Genomic DNA, 22680 nt, shown 5'->3' on the forward strand with positions numbered 1-22680 from the left:
GCTGATGTCGAGGGACATTAGTCGCTGCACCCAAGGAGCAACAATCGAAAAAAATCGCGGCGATTGCTCAATAAAATTCACGCTTTGCCGTTGCGTCGCGGCTCCGGGTGCAAGCGAGTGATGCCCTGCAGCTGGGATTTGACCCATTCGCTGAAGGCCAGCACCACCGGGCGCTCGGCCTTGAGCAGATCGGCCACCAGGTAGTAGCCGCGATTGGATTCGATCTCGGTGCCGAAGGGCTGCACCAGTTGCCCCCGAGCCAGGGCCTCGCCGCTGATCAGGTTGTCGCCCATGGCGATACCCTGGCCGGCGATGCAGGCCGACTGCACGAAGTGCGCGTCGGCGAAGATGATGCCCCGGCGCACATCGACATTCGGCGCCCCGGCCGCTGCCAGCCAGACCCGCCAGTCGGAGTAGTCGATCATGTGCAGGAGCAAAGCGTGATCGAGCGCGTCGAGGGTTTTCAGGCCCCCCATGGCGTTCACCAGGCTCGGGCTGCACACCGGGAAATAACGCAGGGAGACGATCTTCTGCACATGCTGGTTGGGCCAGTCGCCCATGCCGTAGGCGACGAACAGATCGACACCGCTGTCACTGGTGTCACCTGGCGTGCGAGGTGACACCAACTGCAGTTCCACCTGGGGATACAGCGCCTGGAACTCGGCGATATGGGTGCACAGCCAGTAGGTGGCGAACCCCGGCGGGCTGCTGATGCACAGCCGGCCACTGACCTGCTGGCCATCGGAACGCTGCCCGGCCTCGAGGATGTTGGCCAGCAGCAAGTGAATGTCCCGAGCGTAGCGCTCACCCTGGTAGGTGATGCGAATGCTGCGGCCCAGGCGCTCGGTCAGGGCAAAACCCAGGATCTGCTCCAGGCTCTTGATCTGGTGACTGATGGCGCTGGGGGTCAGGTTCAGCTCATTGGCGGCTTCGGCGACACTGCCCAGGCGGGCCACCGCGTCCAGCGCGCGCAGGGCGGTCATGGAGGGATAACGCATACCGATCAGGCCTCGACTGCAAAAAAACGAGTGCCAGCACCATAGCTGCAAACGCGATCCGGCAATAGCCTTGTCGGTCGCCGAAAAAAACGTCCATTGCTGAAAAAAATTACCGGGTCCGGCTAAAAATGCTCGATTGACCCCAGGCCATCGATGGCTAATTCTCCAGTCCTACCCTGTGCCGTGTACTGCCCGGCCATCGCACAATAACAAGAGGGTCGACCCTTGCAATCGCAGCCCAACTCCGTCAATCCCGTGGTGGCGATCGATGACTTGCACAAGAGCTACGCCGACCACCACGTGCTCAAGGGCATTGCCCTGCGCGCCAATGAAGGCGAAGTGGTCTCGCTGATCGGTTCCAGCGGCTCGGGCAAAAGCACCCTGCTGCGCTGCATCAATCTGCTGGAGATTCCCTGCAGCGGCAGCTTGCGCATCAATGGCGAAGAGGTGCGCATCAAGACCGATCGCGCCGGCAATCCCCAGGTCGCCGACCCGGCCCAGGTTGCACGCCTGCGCACTCAACTGAGCATGGTGTTTCAGAGTTTCAACTTGTGGCCCCATCGCACCGTGCTGGAAAACGTCATCGAGGCGCCGGTGTATGTCCTCGGTGAAGACCGCAAGGACGCCATCGCCCACGCCGAGCACCTGCTGGAAAAAGTCGGCCTGGCCAACAAGCGTGACGCTTTCCCCTCCTTTCTCTCCGGTGGCCAGCAGCAACGGGTGGCCATCGCCCGGGCCCTGGCCATGCGCCCCCAGGTGCTGTTGATGGACGAACCGACCTCGGCCCTGGACCCGGAACTGGTGGGCGAAGTACTCAAGGTTATCCAAGGCATCGCCGAGGAAGGCCGGACCATGATCCTGGTGACCCACGAGATGGCCTTCGCCCGGGATGTGTCGAGCAAGGTGATGTTCCTCCACCAGGGGTTGGTGGAAGAGGAAGGCCCGCCGCAGCAAGTGTTCCTCGACCCGGTCAGCGAACGCTGCCGGCAATTCGTCATGGCTCAGGAAAACCGCGTCTGACGTCCCGCTTCAATCCTTGAAAACAACAACTTCGATAAAGGGTAAAGCCATGAAAAACCTGCTCAAGGTGCTTGCCACCGGTTGCCTGTTCAGTGCACTGGCCAGCCACGCCGTGGCCGCCGACAAGATCGTCTTCGGCATCGCCCTGGAACCCTACCCGCCGTTCTCGATGAAAAGCGGTAACGGTGACTGGAGCGGCTTCGAACCGGAGCTGATCAAGGCGCTGTGCGAACGCATGCAGGCCCAGTGCCCGCTCAAGGAGGTGGCCTGGGACGGCTTGATTCCGGCCCTGCAATCGAGCCAGATCGACGCCATCCTCAATTCCCTGAGCATCACCGATGAACGCGAAAAGGTCATCGATTTCTCCGCGCCCTACTACCAGACCCCGGCCATGTGGGTCGCCGACCAGAGCCTGGAGCTTGCGACCACCCCCGAAGGCCTCAAGGGCAAGCTGATCGGCGTGCAGGGTTCCACGTCCAACGCCACCTTCGCCAAGACCTACTACGGCAAGACCTCGACCCTGCGCTACTACACCACCCAGGACGACATGATCGCCGACCTGCAGAGCGGGCGCATCGACGTAATGCTGGCCGATGCCCTGACCATCGAGCCGATCCTCAAGACCGCGGCCGGTGCCGGTCTGGCGGACAAGGGCCTGGCGCCGAAAGACCCGCTGTTCGGCTCGGGCATCGGCGTCGGCCTGCGCAAGGGCGACAGCGCCCTGCAGCAGCGGATCAACACCGCCCTGGCTTCGCTCAAGGCTGACGGCACTTACGACAAGATCCGCAGCCGCTACTTCAGCGTCGACATTTCTGCCAACTAAGCCGTCCGGCGAGCCCGCTGCGGCGGGCCGCCGGCGTTGACTGGATACGTCATGATTTCTCTGTCCGACCTTTCCCAACTGTTCGTCGCCGACGGCTGGCTCGGTGCCCTGGCCCAGGGCGCGCTGGTGTCCCTGCAGATTTCCGCCGGGGCCTTCGTCCTCGGCCTGGGCATCGGCTTGCTGGTGGCGATGATCAAGCTCAAGGGGCCGCGCTGGCTGGTGAAGCTGGCCAACGTCTACACCACCCTGTACCGGGCCATGCCCGAGCTGCTGCTGATCCTGCTCCTCTACTACGCCGGTACCGACCTGTTGAACATGGCCATGGCCGCCATGGACCGTCCGAGTGTCACGGTCAACGGCTTTATCGCTGCGGTTCTGGTGCTGGGCATTGTCCAGGGCGCCTATTCGGCGGAGATCATCCGTGGCGCGATCCAGGCCATTCCCCACGGCCAGATCGAAGCGGCGCGCGCCTACGGCATCGAGCGCTGGCTGCTGGTGCGGCGCATCCTGCTGCCGAGCATGCTGCCCTACGCCATGGCCGGGCTGTCGAACCTGTGGCTGGTACTGGTCAAGGACAGTGCGCTGATCAGCATTGTCGGCTACAGCGAACTGCTTTCAGTAGGCAAGCAGGCGGCGGGTTCCACCAAGCATTACCTGGTGTTCTACCTCGCGGTCGCGGCTTTCTACTTCGTCATCACCCTGGTGTCCGGCAGCGTGTTCCGCGTGCTCGAACGACGCACCAACCGCTGGCTGCCCCAGCACTAGGAGACTCGGATGGACTTTTCCTGGATCAACGGTTTTTCCAGCGAGCTGCTGCGCGGCCTGGGTATCACCCTCAAGCTCCTGCTGCTGAGCGGAATCTGCGGCTTTGCCCTGGCAGTAGTGGTGGGCCTGGGCCGGGTGTCGCGCAACCCTCTGATTCGCGCGCCGATGCAGTTCTATATCAGTGTGTTCCGCGGTACGCCGCTGCTGGTGCAGATCTACATCCTCTATTACGGGGTAGGCAGCCTGTTCGCCGCCTACCCGCCGATTCGCGGCAGCTTTCTCTGGCCCTACCTGCGCGAAGGTTTCTGGTATGTCGCCCTGGCCCTGACCCTGAGCGTCGGCGCCTATGTCGGCGAAGTACTACGCGGCGGCCTGCGGGCCGTGCCCCGGGGCGAGCTGGAAGCGGCCCGTGCCTATGGCATGGGTCACTGGCTGACCCTGCGCCGGGTCTGGCTGCCCCGGGCCCTGGAACTGGTGCGCCCGACCCTGGTGGGGGAATGCGTGCTGTTGCTCAAGGCCACTGCGCTGGCGTCCACCGTGGCGGTCACTGATTTGCTCGGCGCGGCCAACCTGGTACGCGCCCAGACCCTGAAGGTCTACGAGCCGCTGCTGGCGGTGGCGCTGATCTACATCGTCCTGGCCTTTGTCATCGAACATCTGTGCGCACGCTTGGGCACCGCTTCTCAGAATCAGCGGCCGCAGCGTCAGGCCTGAACCCATTTATTGCGCGGGCAACGAGGCCCGTGAGGAGAACAGCATGCGTTACTCACCTTTCGTTCAGCGCATCAGCGGCGAATCCGTCAGCGCCTGGGATATTCACTACGCAGCCATCGAGGCCCGGGGTCGCGGCGAGGATGTGATCGTCCTCAGCGTCGGTGATCCGGACTTCGCCACCGATGCACGCATCAGTGCCGCTGCCAGCGCTGCCCTGGAGCAGGGCGACACCCATTACACCCACGTCCTTGGCCGCCCGGCCCTGCGTGAGGCCATCGCCGCCAAACAGCGGCGCCTGCTGGGTATCGACGTCAGCGCCGACAACGTGGCCCTGGTGGCTGGCGCCCAGAACGGCCTGTTCGCCACGTCGCTGTGCCTGTTCAGCAGTGGCGACGAAGTGCTGGTGCCGGAACCCATGTACCTGACCTATGAGGCCTGCATCCACGCCTCGGGGGCCAAGATCGCCTGCGTCCAGCAACCGGCGGCCAACGGCTTTCGCCTGACCGCGGCAGCCCTGGAAGCGGCGCTCACCGACAAAACCCGCGGCATCGCCCTGGCTACGCCCTGCAACCCCACCGGCAACGTCTACAGCCGCGAGGAGCTGGAAGCCGTGGCCGAGGTGGCGCGCAAGCATGACCTGTGGGTGATCTCCGATGAGGTCTACGGGCAACTGACCTACGACCGCGAACACCTGAGCATCGCCTCAATGCCGGGCATGGCCGAACGCACTGTGATCCTCAACAGCCTGTCGAAAACCCACGCTATGACCGGCTGGCGCGTGGGCTGGGTCATCGCCCCGCCGGCATTGGTCGGGCACCTGGACAACCTGCTGCTGTGCATGCTCTACGGCCTGCCCGGGTTTATCCAGGAAGCCGCGCTCAAGGCCCTGGAGCTGGATGAAGAAGTGATCGGCAGTGCCCGCGAGGTCTATCGCCGTCGCCGCGACTTGGTGGTGGCCGGGCTCAAGCCGGTGCAGTTGCTCGATTGCCGCGAGCCGGAAGCCGGGATGTTCATGCTGGTGGACGTGCGCCGCACCGGGCTGTCGAGCATGGATTTCGCCTGGCAGCTGTTCCGCGCCACCGGGGTCTCGGTGCTCGATGCCCAGGCCTTTGGTGCCAGCGCCGAGGGCTTCGTGCGGATCTCCTTCACCGTCGCCGACGACGTGCTCAAGGACGCCTGCCAACGCATTGCCGGCTTTGTCGAAACCCTGGGCGCCACCCGCTGAGCGCATTACCCGGGCCGCCCCGCGGCCCTCGTACCTCTGACAAGAACACTGCTGCGCCTTACTTTTTTGCCCACCTTTGAAGGGCCCCCTGCTTGAGAGGTTGACCCCGTGACCGCTTCCGACCAATTCAACTCCACCCATAGCGCCGTCGATCAATATGCCGAACTGGTGCTGCACAACGGCCGGATGTACACCCTCGATCCGGCCCAGCCCTGGGCCGATGCCGTGGCCATCCGCCAGGGCAAGCTGATCGCGGTGGGCAGCCTCGCTTCCCTGGCCTCTCTGATCGGCCCCAACACCCGCCAGCACGATCTGGACGGGGCCTTCTGCATGCCCGGCCTGCACGACATGCACACTCACCCGGACCTGGCCCTGGCGCCGCGCTACGCCGACGACCTGGATGTAGGCATCGAAGACCCGACCCCGGAGCAGCTGACCGCGGCGATCCACGCCTACGCCGACAGCCACCCCGGCGATGGCTGGATCTACGGCCAGTACTGGGTGCGCTACACCTTCCGCGAAGCCGGCCTGACCCCGGGCCGTGAGTGGCTCGACAGCGTCATGCCAGACCGCCCGGTGGCCCTGCTGGATCGCATGTGGGGGACCATGATGGTCAACTCCAAGGCCCTGGAACTGGCCGGTATCGACCGTCACACCAGCGATCCGCGCAACGGTTACCTGGAGCGCGATGAACTCACCGGCGAACCCAACGGCCTGCTGATCGACGGCGCCTACGCACTGATCCACGCCGCCATGCCGCCGACCCCAGTGTCGGTGCTGCGCCGCGCCTATCGTGATGGTGTGCACTTCCAGACCTCGCGCGGGGTCACGGCCACCAAGTACGTGCACGTCTGCGAGAACCGTCTGCAGGCCCTCAAGGAACTGGACGATGCCGGCGAACTGACCCTGCGAGTAGAAGCCGCCATCAGTTGGCAGGACGATATCTTCCCGGTGCGTCGGCGCTGGGAGCTGCTCAGCGGCGAACGGCATTTCTATCGCAGCGCCCGCCTGAGCGCCAACGCGGTGAAGTTCCACTTCGACGGCACCGTGGAGCCCAAGTCTTCCTATCTGCTGACGCCCTGGCCGGAAGAGTCGAGCTGGCGCGGCAAGCTCAACCTGACCCCGGAACACATCACCGACATGGTGGTGGACATGGACAAGCGCGGCCTGCGAGTGATCGCCCACTGCACCGGCGACGGCGCCTCCGACGTGTTCCTCGACGCCGTGGCCGAAGCCCGTCGGCGCAACGGCAACAGCGGTATCCGTCACCAATGCGCCCACAGTACCCTGCTGCACCCGGGCAACCTCAAGCGCTTCCAGAGCCTGGACGTGATTGCCGAGTTCTCCCCGGCGGCCTGGTATCCGACCCCATTCGCCAGCGGTGCCCGCTCCGGCTACGGCCAGGAGCGCCTCAAGCGCATCTATGACTTCAAGGGCGTACTGGCAGCCGGTGGCATCGCGGTGTTCGGCACCGACTGGCCGGTGGCGTCCATCGACCCGTGGCTGGCCCTGGAAACCATGGTTACCCGGCAGAACCCGTGGAACCAGGAACCCGATACCTTCGGCGATCCCATCAGCCTGGAACAGGCCCTGCAAGTGGCGACCCTCAACGGCGCCCATGCCATGGGCCTGGAACACCTGACCGGCAGCCTGGAGACCGGCAAGTCGGCGGACCTGATCGTCCTCGACCGTGACCTGTTCGCCCAGGGTGCGCGCAACTACATCCACCACACCCAGGTGCAACTGACCTTCGTCGAAGGGCAACTGGTCTACGACCGCCAGGGCACCTTCAGCGACACACCGCTGCAAGCGGTCTGGGAAGGCCTGCCGCCAGTGATCGAGGGCAAGGAATAATGAACAGCACCCCGAGCATTCCAGTGACCGTGGTTGCCGGCTTTCTCGGCGCCGGCAAGACCACCCTGCTCAACCGCATGGTGCAGCGCGCCGACAGCGGCCGACTGGCAGTGATCGTCAACGATTTCGGTGAGCTGAACATCGATGCGGCGATCATCGCCGAGGTCACCGACGCGGTGTACAGCCTGCAGAACGGCTGCATCTGCTGCACCGTGCAGGAGGACCTGCTGGCGCAGCTGGTGAGCCTGTCCAAGCTGCGCCCGGCCCTGGAACGGATCGTCATCGAGTGCAGCGGTGTCTCCGACCCGCAGCGCATCGTGCAGACCATCGGCTACCCGCAACTGCGCAACCGCCTGCACCTGGACGCAGTGATCACCCTGGTGGACGCCAGCGGCTACCAGGAACTGGAAGGGGAAATGGCTCGGCTGTCCCGGGCCCAGGTGGCCTGCGCCGACTGGGTGCTGCTGAACAAGGCCGACCTGGTGAGTGCCGAGCAGTTGCAGAGCATTCGCGCCAGCCTCGGCGGCCGCGCCCCGGTGTTCGATACGGTGCAAGCCGAGCTGCCGGCGGAGTTGCTGCTGACCCCGCCGGTGCGTTCCACCGAGGTGCTGTTCAAGGCCCTGCCCCAGGCTCACGACCAGTTGTTCGAAAGCTGGGTGTGGAAAAGCTCGCGGCCGCTGCAACCCAAGGCCCTGCGGGACTGGCTGGCGCGCCTGCCCGCCGACCTGCTGCGCCTCAAGGGCCTGGTGCGCCTGGAAGGCAATGAACAACCCTATTGGTTGCAGCATGTGGGCAACCGCAGCCAGTTCACCCTGGCGGCCGATCAGCCCACCGAGAATGCCGCGCAGCTGGTGTTCATCGCTCGCCGGGGCAGCGATCTGCGCCAGGAACTGGAGGCCGGGGTCAGCGATACCCAAGTGATGTAAACGGCGAGCACCGGGAAGCTTCACGGCACGACGGGCCTGGCGCATCATGAGCCGCCCGTTTTCCGCTGAAGCAAGGACGCAGCACATGCTCGACATCCTCCAAGGCACGCCCCTTTGGGTGTACGCCGTCTTCGCCCTGATCTGTTATTACGGCCTTCGCGCAAGAGCCACCACCCGTGAGAGTCGCCGCTCGCTGATGATTGCCCCGGTGATTCTGCTGATCTGGTCGCTGTGGTCAGTGAACCTTGGCCTGCACCCGTTACTCGCACTGGGAGCCTGGATCGGTGGTGCCGTGTTGGGCAGCCTGCTGGCCATGCTGCTGTTTTCCAGCGCCGGGGTGATACTGGAGTCGGGCGGCGAGGCCATTCTGGTTCCCGGCACCCTGAAGATCCTTGGCATCTCACTACTGTTCTTCGCGGTTAAATACTGGATCGGCTATCAGACCGCAGTGCACCCCGAGCACGTTGCCAGCGTCCAGATGCTGAGCATCAGCGGCGCTGCGGCGGGCTTCACCGTGGGTCTGTTCTGCGGCCGGGCCCTGAAGTTGTACCGCCACTGGCTAACCCTCCAGGTCAAGGCCTGAAGGCGCCGGGAGAACGGCGGCGGACGCTGGGGAATCTTCCTCGCAAATGCCGGTCTTTAGGGACAGCGCGGTTGGCTGGTCGCTTGGTCCGTGACAATAGGCCCCGGGTCCAATAGATTAGGCGCCCCCGAAAATCCCCCTGGGCCTTTCGCGCCTCAAACCTGTTAAACCAAGTAGTGGATGTTCAATGCCTGATTCCAACACCGAAGAATCCGTGATCGCCCTGTCCAACAAGGCCGAATACGAAAACGCCATTCATCTTTCCCAGCACGTGTCCCAGGCCAAGACCATCAGCGAGATGGTGCTCGACGCCTTCCACAGCTCGAAAGAAAGTGACCAGATTCGCGAACTGCGTGCTGCGATTCGCCAGGCCCACGACCGCTTTGACGACGACACTGCCTATGAACTCATGGGCCAGCTCAAGCAACTCAAAGACGCCGAGGCCGCCGACCTGGCCGCCCTGGAAGACCTGAGCAAGAAATTCCCCATCAGCCGGATCCTCTCCAGCTACAAGGACGACCCGGACTTCCAGGAGCTGGTCTACGGCCTGGCCCTGAAAGTGCTGAACCAGACTCACCAGGCCATCAGCAACCCCAGCGGCGGCAAGAGCAAGGCACGGCCGAAGAAGGAAATGGAAGTGTTTGCCATCAGCAAGGACGGCATCAGCGTCACCCTGCCGATGCGCCCGCGCTCCAAGGCCAACGTCGACCGTGAAGCCTTTGAGTTTCTCGGCTTCAGCTTTGTGGGTGAAGGCGACGAGGCGGAGCTGGAAAGCGAGACCTTCCTCGACAGCAACGGCAACGAACAGCAAGCGACCCGCAAGAACATCGTCACCGCGATCCAACAGCAGACCGCATTTGCCGGCTACAGCGCGCAACAACAGCTGTAACCCGGCCCTGTAGCGAGCTTGCTCGCGAAGCCGCCAGCCCTGCCTGAACGGCCAAAAAAAGCCCCGCGCTTCAACCTGAAGTCGGGGCTTTTTTTGGCCTGCTCCTCAGCTATCCCGATAATCCGCAATGGGATACCGCAAGCACAACGCCTCCACCTCTAGACGGAACATCTCCTGCAACGCCGGCGCGAGGCTGTACTTGTGCTCGCCGAGGGGCGCCACCTTGTCCAGGATCCGGCAAACCAGATCGACGACCTGGCGGCACCCTTGGGAATCGATGTGGCGTTGGGCGATAGAACCGGCGCCGATGCACAAACCATCACCGACAAAGGACGATCGGGTTTCCCCCGGCGCGCGTTTTTTGTTCACGATGATGCCGCACGCCTCCAATGCCGACTCAGCAATGGAGCCGGTGATGCCCCCTCGCAACTGAAGCAGAATCGTGTGGTTCTCCGTCCCGTCGCCCACGACCTCATAGGTCTGGGCCATGAACGCGCTGGCCATTTCATCCGCGGTGCTCCGAACCCGGCCCATGCAGGCATCGAATCGGGGAGACATGGCATAACCCAGCGCGGCTGCCTTGGCCGCAATCATGTTGACCGCCGGTGCCCCCTGTATTCCCGGGAATACGGCTTGGTCGAGGACAACGCGGAAAGTTGACCTCAAGCCGGGAACCTTGGTGTCCGCATCGCGCCCCGACAGAATCAGGCCTCCGCGCGGCCCCGCGAGCTGCTTGTGGGTGCAGGTCGTAGTGACGTGTGCCGCGTCGATGGGGCTTGGATGCCGCCCCGTGGCCACCAGACCGGCGATATGTGAAATGTCCGCGAGCAGGATCGCCCCGGCTTCATCGGCGATTGCACGGAATCGCTGAAAATCCAGGGCCCGCGAATAGGCAGTCGCACCGCAGATGATGATGCGCGGACGATGGGCGAGCGCCAGCTTGCGCACCTCATCGTAGTCAATGACGCCCTGGGATGTGGTGCCGTAACGAATCGCCTTGTAGTTGGCCCCCGTGAAGGCGAGAGCGCTACTGTGGGTGAGGTGCCCGCCATGATCGAGGGCCATGCTGAGGATCGTATCCCCTGGCTCGGCCAGGGCTGTGAGCACTTGGTAGTTGGCATTGGAGGCCGAGTGCGACTGCACACCGGCATATTGGGCAGCGAACAGTTCCTGGGCCCGACGAATCGCCAGGGATTCAACCCGATCGGCGTTCTCGCACCCGGCGTGATGACGCCGGCCTGGAGTGCCCTCTACGGTGACGTTGAGCAACGCCGATGCCGAAGCCGCCAAGGTCCGTGGGCCGGCCGCGCAGGACGATGAACCCAAGGACAGTGTGCAGTGTTGGCGCGTGACTTCCGCGTCCAGGATGCTTGCCAGTTCGGCGTCTTCAGTACGCAGATCGGCCAAGCCTCGTCGCAGCAGGTCGGCCTGGGTCCTGAGTGGTTCAGTATCAGCTGCCATTATTCTGTGTCCCTTCCTTGTGTATTGCGCGCCACGAACGACAGCACGCTTCCTGAGTTTCACGTTCGTTTATGCGGATCAGGCTCATCCAAGCCTTGGTCCAGACTGTATAAGGCACAACAGGATTAATCAAAGAATTAAACATTTTCCAAATTAAATGATTCTTTTTTTAAGACGAAAGGACACCCGCCTTGCCTCGCTGTGGGGTCTTGGCCGGCGAAGGGCCATCACTACAGTCCTGAGGGGCTTTATTGTGATGGCTGGCGCATGCAACACTTGTCCATTGCGGCGTCCCCCCCGGAATCGGCCCCTTCCACGATTCCAACGCCCTCAATACCGACGGCGAAGTATCCCTGGACGGATGCAGCTGACTAAAGGAGCACTAGCAAGTTGGTACATATCCGTAAAAAGTCTGAAAAAAATCTGCTGCAGTAACCCAGTCACTGGTGCCGAACATCAAGTACGGCACGACCGCTATAAAAATCAATATGTGGCGACTATAAGGAAATGGTGAGCATTTGATGCACAGAAGAGAAAGAACAGAGTATTTAAAGAGCAACATTAAATACCTGATAAAAAGTCGCGGTGAGACGCAACTGTCTTTGTGCAATGCCAGCGGCCTGACCAGAACAACTATTTATAATATTCTGGAAGGTAAGGTAACCAATGTACAGCAGTCCACCATTCGAAAGATTTCCGATTTCTTCGGCGTTTCCTATGAAGAGATCGAAACCATCGACTTTGAAGAGAAGGAGATCATCGAGAGCAGTATCTCCCCTCAAGGCAACATGAATCCGGCTGCCGTACCGATCATCAAGGAGAGTTTGCTGATAGCCAATATGGATAGACGGATCGGTGAACTGGCCACGCTTTACCCATTGACCTATTACTTCGGCACATCCTACAACTTGATAGCGGTGTTGCTGGAGCATGCAATCAATGGCTTGAATGAACCTGGCGATCTCCTGATCGTACAAAAGGGATCCTCGACTGACGATAAAGAGAAGCTGGTTTACGACAGGCTGACAAAGAAGCTGCTCATCATCAATGGCCCGTACTCCGATACCGATCGCCTATCTGTAGTAGGCGACATCATCGAGGAGCGATTCAATGACAGCCTATGAAGCAGAAGCCGAGAACAGCAAGTACAAGTTACTGGGGTTTGAAAATAACAAAAGCCTGGCCGTAATCATGATTATCGCCACAGGCAAGGTCATCAGAATCAAGTTAAGTGAAGTGCTGAACAGCGAAATAATGGACAATCTAAATAAAATGGAAATCAAAAATCTTTACAAGAAATTCTATTCCCAAGGAGGGGCACTGACTGCGTACGACCTGAACGACCGACACGAGAACTCATGGATGATTTACATCATCCTGAACCTGCTGCTCTTTACGTTCTACATTTTCACCAGTATTGCTGCGACCAAGCCGATTTATCTGGAGACGCTCGATATCATTATCACTCCAGGCACCTTCCTCTATCCTCTGACATTTTTAATCGTTGACTTGCTGAACGAAAACTTCGGGCTTAGGCTTGCAAGAAGAGCCATTTTGTTCGCCTTTGCAAGCAACGCCATGATTATCATCCTGCTCTATGGATCGACCTTTCTCCCCGGACTACCGGGCTGGAAACTCGACACGCCCTACAATGACGTCATCATTCATGTGTCGTCTGTATTGGTAGCCTCCTCCGTCTCTTTCCTTGTTTCTGAGAATATAAATTCATACTTGTTGTGCAAGATAAAAGAGCTGACGAATTCCAGATTTCTATTTCTGCGAATATTTTTGAGCACCTTGTTTGCAGTCATCATCGACAGCTTTGTATTTTGCTACATCGCATTTTATGGAGCGATGCAAAACAGCGACATCCTGAACATGATCTATGTTCAAATCGCGATTAAAGTATGTTTTGCCTTCTTCAACATCCTGCCAGCTTATGGTGCCAGGTCATTGTTCAAGAGATACATCCCGGACGGCCAGAACAAGCAACAGAGTGCCTGATTGTCTCAAGGCATTGGATTCAACACTCATCTGACAGCCAGACGCAGTGTTGAATCCCATTGGCCAGCAATCAAGCCTTTAGCTGAGACTCAACTTGCCTTTCAAGCTATTCATGACCTCTGTCTTGTTCTCCAGATAGCTGTTCAAGCCTCTTGCGCGAAGATTGCACGCATCGCAATTAGCGCAGCCACTGCCCATGATCCCGTTATAGCAAGTCAGTGTTTGTTCACGAATCAGGTCCAGTTGGCTGTGGTAGTCAGCCAACGCCCAGGTTTCTGCCTTGTTCAGCCACATCAGTGGAGTTTCAAGCTGCAGCTTGTACTCCATGCCCAGCTCCAGCGCCTTGTTCAAGGCCTTTACAAACTCATCGCGACAATCAGGATAACCAGAGAAGTCCGTCTCACAGACACCGGTGATGACAGTCTCGGCTTTTACCTGATAGGCATAAATGGATGCCAGGGTTAAAAACAGAATATTGCGTCCCGGCACAAAGGTACTGGGCAGGCTCTCACCTGAACTGTTCACCGTCGGCACCGGGATATTGTCCCGAGTGAGACTGCTGATTGCCAACTCGTTCAGCAGCGAAGCATCCAGCACCTTGTGAACTGTCGCTCCCAGTTGTTTTGCAAGCCGCTGCGCCGTTTCTATCTCTGCGTGGTGCCGCTGACCATAGTCAAACGTAATGCAATGCACCTCGTCATAAAGCGGCAATGCGTGGATCAAACAGGTTGTCGAGTCCTGCCCGCCACTAAAAACGACGACGGCTATTTTCTTCATCATTCTGCTTCCTGCATAAGTAGAGTCATTTCATGAGTTAAACGGCCCATTGACGGGCTCTGAATAAAATACCCCGCACTTCTCTCGAAGGCGGGGCTTTTTTGTCTAGGACAAAAAATCAAGCCGAGGGGCTGCTACCGGCCATGCGCCGCAGGATATGCGCCTGGCCTTTGACACAGTGCAGGATCACCGCCGCGACATGGCCCACGATCAGTACCAGCAAGGTCCAGCCCAGCAAGCTGTGGAAGTTGTTGCCCAGGTCGGTCATCCACTGGATTTTCGCCCCCTCGAAGCCGCTCATCACCGGCAGGCCAAAGGCGGAAAATGCCCGCCCCGATCCGTACTGACGCAGCAGTCCGAGAAACGGAATGGCGAACATGCCGACATACAGCAACCCGTGCCCCAGACGCGCGGCGAAGTTCAGGCTCGGCGGCCGGCGATGACGGTTCAACAGGCTCCAGAGCACACGCACCAGCAACAGGCCCATCAACAGCAGCCCCACTTGCTTGTGGGTCGGCCAGAGAAATTCATCCAATGCCGATTCGGCCAGCAGGTAATGTGCACCGGTGGTGCTGTAGATCCAGACAAAGGCCAATGCCATGACCCAGTGCAATCCGCGACTGATAACGCCATAACGCGCCTGCGAATCGTATATTTCGATACGGCTTTCCATTACATCCACTCAGGTTCATCCACGAACGAGGCATTTTACCCGGCCATGCAAAGTCATCGGGCCGAAAAGCTTTAAATGATGTGACGGTCCCCCCGAGCGGTATAAAAAAGCCCCGCGCTTCTCTCGAAGGCGGGGCTTTTCTGTGGCCTGGACAGCTTAGTGTGCGTAGGTCAGCAAGAGCTCGGTCGGGGCCTTGAAATCCACCGACATCATCACGCTCAGGGCGGTGATGGTGAAGATCGAGAACACGAAGAGCTTGCGCGCCCACACAGTGTCATCCACTGCCTTGTAGCCGGTCCAGGCCATGTACAACCAGTACATGCCCATCGCCGCCGCTACCGCCAGGTAGCTCATGCCGGCGTAACCGCTGAAGGTCAGCATCAGGGTCGCCACCAGGAATGCCAGGATGTAGAGCAGGATGTGCTTCTTGGCCACGCGAATGCCACGCTTCACGGGCAGCACCGGAATCGATGCGGCCAAGTAATCGTTGAAGCGGAAGATCGCGATGGCGTAGGAATGCGGCATCTGCCACAGGCTGAACATCACCAGCAGGGTCAATGCGGCCATGTCAAAGCTGTTGCTCACAGCCACATAACCGATCACCGGCGGCATGGCCCCGGACAGACTGCCCACCAGCGTGCCGTGAACCGACTTGCGCTTGAGGTACAGGCTGTAGAGACCGACGTAGATGACAAAGCCGATTACCGCGAACAACGCAGCCAACGGGTTGGCCACGTAGTACAGCAGGGCGACGCCGGCGACACCGAGGATGGAGGCATAGACCAGGGCCGCTTCCAGGGAGATCAAGCCCTGGACCAGCACGCGGTTCTTGGTGCGCTCCATCTTCAGGTCGATGTCACGGTCGATGCAGTTGTTGAACACGCAACCGGACGCTACCACCAGCGAGGTGCCGATCATGGCGGCCAGGAAAATGGCCAGATCGACATGCCCTTTCGAGGCCAGGAAAAACCCGCCTGCCACAGAAAGCACGTTACCGAAAATGATCCCCGGTTTGGTGATTTGGATAAAGTGCTTGAGCGACATCGGGTTTACCTCACTTGGCCATCATGACGGTGTGGATGCTGAACATGATCCACAACGACAGACCAACCAGCAGAACAATGACCAACGCGGCGAAGATGAACGCCACCACGTTGTTGCGCTGTGCCGCGGAACGGTCCAGGTGCAGGAAGTACACCAGGTGTACCAGCACCTGGATCACTGCGAATGCCAGGACGATCCACAGGGTCACGTCTTTAGGCAGCGACGGGTACATCACCAGGCCGAACGGGATCAGTGTCAGGATGACCGACAGGATGAAGCCGATGGCGTAGGACTTGACGCTGCCGTGACCGGCTTCGTCGTGGGAGTGTGTGTTGGCCATTTACATAGTCCCCATCAGGTAAACAACGGTGAATACGCAGATCCACACCACGTCCAGGAAGTGCCAGAACAGGCTCAGGCAGCTCAGACGGGTCTTGTTGGTCGCCGTCAGGCCGTTTTTCTGCACCTGATACATCATGATCGCCATCCAGATCAGACCGCTGGTCACGTGCAGACCGTGGGTACCAACCAGGGTGAAGAAGCCGGACAGGAAGCCGGAACGGCTAGGGCCGTAGCCTTCGGAGATCAGCAGGTGGAACTCGTTGATCTCCATGCCGATGAAGCCCAGGCCGAACAGGAACGTCATGCCCAGCCAGCCCAGTACCTGCTTCTTGTTACCCCGGAAGAACGCCAGCATGGCGAAGCCGTAGGTGATCGAACTGAACAGCAGCAGAGCGGTTTCGCCCAGTACGTAAGGCAGTTCGAAGATGTCGTGGCCCGATGGGCCACCCGCTACGTTATTAACCAGTACCGCGTATACCGCGAAGATCGACGCAAACAGAATGCAGTCGGTCATCAGGTAGAGCCAGAAACCGAATACGGTCATCTCGCCCGAGTCGTGGTGATGGTCATCGTGCCCATGGTCATCGACATGGGCGTGTCCAGCATTGGTCACTAAGTTCGACATGGATTAAGCCTGTTCCAACGAGGTTTCAACACGGGTAGCCGGGATCTTGTTCTCCGATACCAGACGCTTGTGCTGCTCGGCTTCGATGCGTTCGATCGTCTCGACCGGCACCATGTAGCCTTGATCATCACGGGCAGCGTGGATCGCGAAATAGATCACGGTGCCGGCCAGGCTTGCGATGGCCAGCCACCAGATGTGCCAGATCATGGCGAAACCGAATACGGTCAGCAGTGCCCCCATGACCACACCGGTAGCGGTGTTGTTGGGCATGTGGATCGGCTGATAGCGGCCTGGCTTCGCGTAGGCAGTGCCGTCTTCCTTGGCTTCGGTGAACGGGTCGATGCCTTCGGCTTTCGGCAGTACAGCGAAGTTGTAGAACGGCGGTGGCGACGAGGTCGACCATTCCAGGGTGTGGGCGTTCCATGGGTCGCCGGAGACACACATGTTCTGCTTGCGGTCACGCACACTGACATACAGCTGGATCAGCTGGCAGGCGATACCCACAGCGATCATCAGTGCACCCACCATGGCGACGTACAGGTACGGCACCCACTCAGGGTTGGTAGTGGCGTTCAGACGACGGGTCATGCCCATGAAGCCCAGTGCATAGAGCGGCATGAAGGCGACGAAGAAGCCCGAGATCCAGAACCAGAATGCTGCCTTGCCCCAACCTTCATGCAGCTTGAAGCCGAAGGCTTTCGGGAAGTAGAAGCTGAAGCCGGCGATGTAGCCGAATACCGCGCCGCCGATGATCACGTTGTGGAAGTGAGCGATCACGAACAGGCTGTTGTGCAGGACGAAGTCCGCCCCCGGGATGGCCAGCAGTACGCCGGTCATGCCGCCGATGGCGAAGGTCACCATGAAGCCCAGGGTCCACAGAACCTGGCTGGTGATGCGCAGACGGCCGTGGTAGATGGTGAACAGCCAGTTGAATAGCTTCACCCCCGTCGGGATCGAGATCAGCATGGTTGCCAGGCCGAAGAAGGCGTTGACGCTGGCACCCGAACCCATGGTGAAGAAGTGGTGCAGCCAAACCATGAAGCCCAGGATCGAGATCGCGCCGGAAGCGTAGATCATCGAGTGGTGGCCGAACAGGCGCTTGCCCGAGAAGGTCGAGATGACTTCGGAGAAGATACCGAACGCCGGCAGGATCAGGATGTACACCTCGGGGTGACCCCAAGCCCAGAACAGGTTCACGTACATCATCGGATTGCCACCAAGTTCATTGGTGAAAATGTGGAAATCCATGTAACGGTCAAGCGTCAGCAGTGCCAGGGTAGCAGTGAGGATCGGGAACGAAGCCACGATCAGCACGTTGGCCCAGGTGCAGGTCCAGGTGAAGATCGGCATGTCCATCATCTTCATGCCCGGGGTACGCATTTTCAGCACGGTGGCCAGGAAGTTGACCCCCGTCAGCGTTGTCCCCAGACCCGATAGCTGTAGCGCCCAGATGTAGTAGTCCACACCCACGCCCGGACTGTATTGCAAGCCCGACAGCGGCGGATAGGCAACCCAGCCGGTCTTGGCGAATTCACCAACGCCCAGGGACAGGTTGATCAGCACCACGCCCGATACCAGCAGCCAGAAGCTCAGGGAGTTGAGGAACGGATAGGCCACGTCACGCGCGCCGATCTGCAGCGGCACGACAAGGTTCATCAGGCCGGTGAAGAATGGCATCGCCATGAAGATGATCATGATCACACCGTGGGCGGTGAAGATCTGGTCATAGTGTTCAGGTGGCAGGTAGCCAGGCGAACCCTCGGTGGCCATGGCCAACTGGGTACGCATCATGATGGCGTCAGCGAAGCCACGCAGCAGCATGACCATGGCGACGATGATGTACATCACACCGATTTTCTTGTGGTCGACGGACGTCAGCCACTCGGTCCACAGGTAAGTCCACTTCTTGAAGTAGGTGATTGCCGCGAACAGCGCCAGACCACCGAGCGCGATCATGGCAATGGTCACCATGACAATCGGCTCGTGGAACGGAATCGCTTCCAGACTTAATTTACCAAACATCGTTTACTCCTCTGCCCCGGCAGCTGAATGCGAACTCACGTCCATCCCTTCGGTTGCGGCCACTTCCTTTTCTTTCTTCTCGTGCTTGAGCGGCTTGCCCGGTTTCATGCCTTCATACTTGTCGATGATGGTCTGGAACAGGTTCGGCGCGTACGCGGAGTAGAGCTCTACAGGATTGTTCTGGCTCGCCTTGGAAAGGGCTTCGTATTCAGCGGTGTCCAGCTGTTTAGGTGCCTTCTTGACTTCGTTTACCCAGGCGTCGAAATCTTCCTGACTGGTTGCGATCGCTTTGAATTTCATGCCGGTAAAGCCCGCGCCGCTGTAGTTGGCGGAGATACCTTCAAGTTCGGTGTTCTGGTTGGCAATCAAGTGCAGCTTGGTGGTCATGCCCGCCATCGCGTAGATCTGGCCGCCCAGGCCCGGGATGAAGAACGAGTTCATCACGGTGTCGGAGGTCACGCGGAAGTTCACCGGGGTATGGGCCGGGAAAACGATCTTGTTGACGGTGGCGATCCCTTGGTCGGGATAGATGAACAGCCACTTCCAGTCCATGGCGACCACTTCGATGGTGACCGGCTTGGCGTCGGATTCCAGCGGACGGTAAGGGTCCAGGGCGTGGGTCGACTTGTAGGTGACATAACCCAGGGCAATGATGATCAGCACCGGAACCAGCCACACCGCAATTTCGATCTTGGTGGAGTGGGACCACTTCGGCGCGTAGGTCGCGTCCTTGTTCGAGGCGCGGTATTTCCAGGCGAAGGCGAAGGTCATGATGATGACCGGCACAACCACCAGCAGCATCAGAATGGTTGCCGTGATGATCAGGTTTCGTTCATCCAGACCGACCTGACCCTTAGGATCGAGCAAGGTCCATTTGCAGCCTCCCAGCATCAACATGCCGAGCAGCGGCAATAAGCCTAGTAATCTGGGGTACCTGTTTTTACTCATCTCACGACCTCTAAAGCAGCTTGCGCAATGCAGTTGGGTTTTGATCGCCAACACTTCACCCTGCCAAGGGTTGGCATTTTTCTTCAATTGAATAAGGGCCTGCCCGTTGGGTTAAACGCTCAACGACACATCCCGGGCTAGCAGTGGTTCTTATTCGATCTCGTGGTCAAAGGCCTTGTTACAGACCAATTCCATTTGGTGCGGAAGTTTGGAAGGCGCCGACACCCGCAGTCGCATGGAGCGCTCTATCCGCCCCTCGACCGTCCTCGTGTGCTCAGGGATGAGCAGCGTCGGAAATTCAGTGCGGGCGATTGTAGATATGTCGCGTTTTATAAACCATGTCTTATCCCGAAATAATTTTTATCGCTGAGCGCAACAATCGCTCATGATTGTTGCGAAGGATCGCAATCATAACGATTTTCATTATCAACAAAAAGCCCCAAAAAGGACTCCACAGCGCCCGGCTACCGGGCCTCCGCCCGCCCCTGAAAGCCGTCTTTCATATGGCTTCACCCCTTGTAAAACGGGGTCTGTGAAGAATTGTATAGATAGCAGGCTATGGGTTTTCCCCAACAGCGCGGCTTACACAAACTGACAGACTTGCATGGAACCAGTTGCTCGGAATGCAGTCTGTTGCAAGCCCCCGATCGCCCCTCTGCGACTGCGACAGTGTGACAACATGTCGCACTTTTGCCGCACCCCGACTTGCCGCAAATCACGGACTTTTCAGGTGTCGAATGAACGGCATGAAAAAGCCCCGGCCTCTGTTGGGAGACCGGGGCTTTTCCGGGTGGATCAGTAGGTTTTCTTGCGATTGCGGACAATGCCCAGCGGCACCAGGATCACCGTCAGCACGAACGCCAGCAGTGCCCACTGGGCCAGGGACAGCCCAAGAATCGGCGGATATGGCGTGGAGCAGAAGCCATCTACCTGAAAGCCCAGGGGAAAGATCGTCGCCAAGGGCAGGCTGTCGACAATCGGCTGCAGCACGTCAATGCCGCAGCTCACCGCCGGATAGAACTGGGTGTACACATGGTGCCCGGCGACTCCCGCGCCGGCGATGGCACTGATGACCACCAGGGCCTCCATGATGGTGATGCCCCGTCGCGAGCTCAGGGCTGCGCCGATGAAAGCGAACAGTGCAATCAGCAGCAAGGCGTAGCGCTGCAGGATGCACAGCGGACAAGGCGCCTCGCCCAATACCACCTGCATGTACAGGGCCCCGCCGATCAGTGCCAGGCAGATAACCCCCAGCAGCACCAGGAAGCGCCGTTCACGTCCCAAACGCAGTCTGTCGTCACTCATCCCTATTCCTTTTTTCTGTTGTCTGTCCAACCGGGCCGCCAGTGCTGGTCACGGCAGCCCGCGGTTGAATTGCGAAGTTGATCTGATTGCCATCGGGTGCCCGGAAGTCTACACGCTGATCATGACCTTTGAATGCATTGCATCGAAGGCAACACCCCAAGGTTTACGGGCCTGGAGGACGCACAATGAAAGGGCCGGCATGGCACTGCCATGCCAGCATCGAGGGGAATTAACGACAGGCAGGTTAAGCACGGATTAACAGCCCTGCCCCATTGCAGGGCTGACGTTTGTAGGAGCTGGCTTGTGTAGGAGCTGGCTTGCCAGCGAAGGCATCGGTGCCGATAGCACTTGGGTCACCGACGGATGCACCGGCAAGCCGGCTCCTGCAGGCAGGAGCCGGTGACAGGGTTACTCCAGGGCCGCCGCCGGGCCGAAGAACTCATAGCGACTTTGTTGCTCGGGGATGCCCAGGGCCTTCAGGTGGCGCTTGATGGCCGCCATGAACCCCTTGGGACCGAGGAAATAGGCATCCAGGTCACGCTGCTCCGGCAACCAGTCGGCCAACTGCTCCCGGGTCAGCAGCCCCAGTTTGTCCGCCGCGGGGCTGACGCCGTCGTCCTCGGCATAGCAGTAGAAACGCTTGAGCTGTGGATAACGTTGCGCCAACTCGTCGACCCAGTGACGGAACGCGTGCACTTGACCGTTGCGTGCACAGTGGATGAAATGCACCGGGCGTTCGGTAGCCAGCGCTGCCTCCAGCATCGGCAGGGTCGGGGTGATACCGACCCCGCCGCTGATCAGCACCAGGGGCTTGTCGCTGGCCACCAGGGTGAACTCACCCGCCGGCGGAAACAGCATGATGCGCGCGCCCACCGGGCACTGGTCATGCAGGTAATTGGACGCCAAGCCTCCGGCCTCGCGCTTGACACTGATGCGGTACTGGCCCTGGCTGGAAAGCGCCGACAGGGAATAATTGCGCCGCACTTCCTCGCCCTCTATGAAGAGCTGCAAGCCAATGTACTGCCCAGGCTCGGCGGCGAGGATCGGCCCCTGGTCCGATGGTTCGAAATAGAAGGAGGTGATTTCCGCACTTTCCTCGACCTTATCCACCAATTTGAATTCCCGCGCGCCACGCCAGCCACCGGGGGCCTGGGCCTTCTCGTCGTAGATGGCCGACTCGGCGCCGATCAGGATATCCGCCAGCTGGTTGTAAGCCGCGCCCCAGGCATTGATCACTTCAGGAGTGGCGATCTCGCTGCCCAGCACCTGCGAAATGGCCCGCAACAGGCAGGTGCCGACAATGGGGTAATGCTCCGGCAGGATCTGCAGGGCCACATGCTTGTTGATGATCTTGGCCACCAGATCCCCCAGTTGATCCAACTGGTCGATATGCCGGGCATACATCAGTACGCCGTTGGCCAGGGCCCGGGGCTGATCACCGCTGGCCTGGTGTGCCTGGTTGAACAGCGGACGCACCTCGGGGTACTCGGAGAGCATCATCCGGTAGAAATGGGTAATCAGGGCTTCGCCACCGCTTTCCAGCAGGGGCACAGTGGATTTGATGATGGCGCGATCTTGAACGCTTAGCATAGGGACAACTCCTGGACTTTTTGACTGCTTGCAGGTTGCCCTTGTCTAATCAGTTTTCATGCCAGAAATTAAATCCTTATAAATCAATAACT

Annotated in this window: 22 protein-coding genes; 11 read left to right on the forward strand and 11 right to left on the reverse strand. The window is 59.7% G+C overall.

All coding sequences use genetic code 11. The features are described 5' to 3' along the window. Window positions 1-77: 77 nt before the first annotated feature. Window positions 78-998 carry a LysR substrate-binding domain-containing protein gene (locus tag ACSSVC_RS29665; protein ID WP_492611796.1) on the reverse strand — a complete coding sequence of 307 codons (921 nt, stop codon included), beginning with the start codon at window positions 996-998 and terminating at the stop codon, window positions 78-80. 225 nt (window positions 999-1223) lie between these two features. Between ACSSVC_RS29665 and ACSSVC_RS29670 the strand changes: the two genes are divergently transcribed. The 9 genes from ACSSVC_RS29670 (at window position 1224) to ACSSVC_RS29710 (ending at window position 9797) form a co-directional block, all read left to right on the forward strand. Then, window positions 1224-2018, forward strand: coding sequence for an ABC transporter ATP-binding protein (locus ACSSVC_RS29670; protein ID WP_404937611.1), 795 nt, complete (start codon window positions 1224-1226; stop codon window positions 2016-2018). A gap of 49 nt (window positions 2019-2067) precedes the next feature. Then, a complete protein-coding gene (locus ACSSVC_RS29675; RefSeq protein WP_346633895.1) occupies window positions 2068-2841 on the forward strand; it encodes a transporter substrate-binding domain-containing protein in 774 nt (257 codons plus the stop codon). Between the two features lie 51 nt (window positions 2842-2892). After that, on the forward strand, window positions 2893-3606 hold the full coding sequence (locus tag ACSSVC_RS29680; RefSeq protein ID WP_011063272.1) for an ABC transporter permease: 714 nt from the start codon (window positions 2893-2895) through the stop codon (window positions 3604-3606). 9 nt (window positions 3607-3615) lie between these two features. Beyond that, window positions 3616-4320, forward strand: coding sequence for an ABC transporter permease (locus tag ACSSVC_RS29685; RefSeq protein WP_346633894.1), 705 nt, complete (start codon window positions 3616-3618; stop codon window positions 4318-4320). A 43-nt stretch (window positions 4321-4363) separates the two neighbouring features. Beyond that, entirely contained in the window at window positions 4364-5545 is a 1182-nt protein-coding gene (locus ACSSVC_RS29690) for a pyridoxal phosphate-dependent aminotransferase (protein ID WP_346633893.1), read from the forward strand. Window positions 5546-5653: 108 nt separating this feature from the next. Beyond that, on the forward strand, window positions 5654-7399 hold the full coding sequence (locus ACSSVC_RS29695; RefSeq protein WP_404937612.1) for an amidohydrolase: 1746 nt from the start codon (window positions 5654-5656) through the stop codon (window positions 7397-7399). After that, window positions 7399-8325 (forward strand): CobW family GTP-binding protein, encoded by a 927-nt coding sequence (locus ACSSVC_RS29700; RefSeq protein ID WP_492611797.1) that lies wholly within the window; start codon window positions 7399-7401, stop codon window positions 8323-8325. The genes ACSSVC_RS29695 and ACSSVC_RS29700 overlap by 1 nt, the downstream gene beginning before the upstream one ends. 85 nt (window positions 8326-8410) lie before the next feature. Next, window positions 8411-8908 (forward strand): hypothetical protein, encoded by a 498-nt coding sequence (locus ACSSVC_RS29705; protein WP_346633890.1) that lies wholly within the window; start codon window positions 8411-8413, stop codon window positions 8906-8908. A gap of 187 nt (window positions 8909-9095) precedes the next feature. Next, entirely contained in the window at window positions 9096-9797 is a 702-nt protein-coding gene (locus tag ACSSVC_RS29710) for a hypothetical protein (RefSeq protein WP_123724742.1), read from the forward strand. Between the two features lie 105 nt (window positions 9798-9902). On the opposite strand, the gene glyA is transcribed toward ACSSVC_RS29710, so the two are convergent. Continuing rightward, the gene (gene glyA / locus ACSSVC_RS29715) at window positions 9903-11258 is read right to left on the reverse strand and encodes a serine hydroxymethyltransferase (RefSeq protein WP_492611798.1); all 1356 of its coding nucleotides are present in this window, start codon (window positions 11256-11258) and stop codon (window positions 9903-9905) included. 521 nt (window positions 11259-11779) lie between these two features. On the opposite strand from glyA, the gene ACSSVC_RS29720 reads away from it, so the two are divergent. Together ACSSVC_RS29720 and ACSSVC_RS29725 are read left to right on the forward strand one after the other, a co-directional pair. Continuing rightward, a complete protein-coding gene (locus tag ACSSVC_RS29720; protein WP_346633888.1) occupies window positions 11780-12382 on the forward strand; it encodes a helix-turn-helix transcriptional regulator in 603 nt (200 codons plus the stop codon). After that, entirely contained in the window at window positions 12369-13262 is an 894-nt protein-coding gene (locus tag ACSSVC_RS29725) for a queuosine precursor transporter (RefSeq protein WP_346633887.1), read from the forward strand. Before ACSSVC_RS29720 ends, ACSSVC_RS29725 begins: the two co-directional genes overlap by 14 nt. 78 nt (window positions 13263-13340) lie before the next feature. Here ACSSVC_RS29725 and queC read toward each other — a convergent pair whose 3' ends face one another. The 9 genes from queC to hmpA form a co-directional block, all read right to left on the reverse strand. Next, complete coding sequence (gene queC, locus ACSSVC_RS29730) at window positions 13341-14039, reverse strand: 7-cyano-7-deazaguanine synthase QueC (protein ID WP_346633886.1); 699 nt, start codon at window positions 14037-14039, stop codon at window positions 13341-13343. A 118-nt stretch (window positions 14040-14157) separates the two neighbouring features. Beyond that, complete coding sequence (locus tag ACSSVC_RS29735) at window positions 14158-14712, reverse strand: cytochrome b (protein WP_492611799.1); 555 nt, start codon at window positions 14710-14712, stop codon at window positions 14158-14160. A gap of 156 nt (window positions 14713-14868) precedes the next feature. After that, a complete protein-coding gene (gene cyoE / locus ACSSVC_RS29740; RefSeq protein WP_123724747.1) occupies window positions 14869-15756 on the reverse strand; it encodes a heme o synthase in 888 nt (295 codons plus the stop codon). A 10-nt stretch (window positions 15757-15766) separates the two neighbouring features. Continuing rightward, entirely contained in the window at window positions 15767-16096 is a 330-nt protein-coding gene (gene cyoD, locus ACSSVC_RS29745) for a cytochrome o ubiquinol oxidase subunit IV (RefSeq protein ID WP_092310581.1), read from the reverse strand. Beyond that, window positions 16097-16723: a cytochrome o ubiquinol oxidase subunit III gene (locus ACSSVC_RS29750; RefSeq protein ID WP_025129487.1), complete on the reverse strand. Its 627-nt coding sequence runs from the start codon at window positions 16721-16723 to the stop codon at window positions 16097-16099. 3 nt (window positions 16724-16726) lie between these two features. Beyond that, window positions 16727-18745 (reverse strand): cytochrome o ubiquinol oxidase subunit I, encoded by a 2019-nt coding sequence (gene cyoB / locus ACSSVC_RS29755; RefSeq protein ID WP_346633884.1) that lies wholly within the window; start codon window positions 18743-18745, stop codon window positions 16727-16729. A 3-nt stretch (window positions 18746-18748) separates the two neighbouring features. Continuing rightward, window positions 18749-19693: a ubiquinol oxidase subunit II gene (gene cyoA, locus ACSSVC_RS29760; protein ID WP_346633883.1), complete on the reverse strand. Its 945-nt coding sequence runs from the start codon at window positions 19691-19693 to the stop codon at window positions 18749-18751. Between the two features lie 795 nt (window positions 19694-20488). Further along, a complete protein-coding gene (locus ACSSVC_RS29765; protein ID WP_346633882.1) occupies window positions 20489-20998 on the reverse strand; it encodes a disulfide bond formation protein B in 510 nt (169 codons plus the stop codon). 408 nt (window positions 20999-21406) lie between these two features. Continuing rightward, window positions 21407-22588, reverse strand: coding sequence for an NO-inducible flavohemoprotein (gene hmpA, locus ACSSVC_RS29770; protein ID WP_404937614.1), 1182 nt, complete (start codon window positions 22586-22588; stop codon window positions 21407-21409). Between the last annotated feature and the right edge of the window lie 92 nt (window positions 22589-22680).

The organism is Pseudomonas sp. E1BtOHC1 (assembly GCF_058744285.1).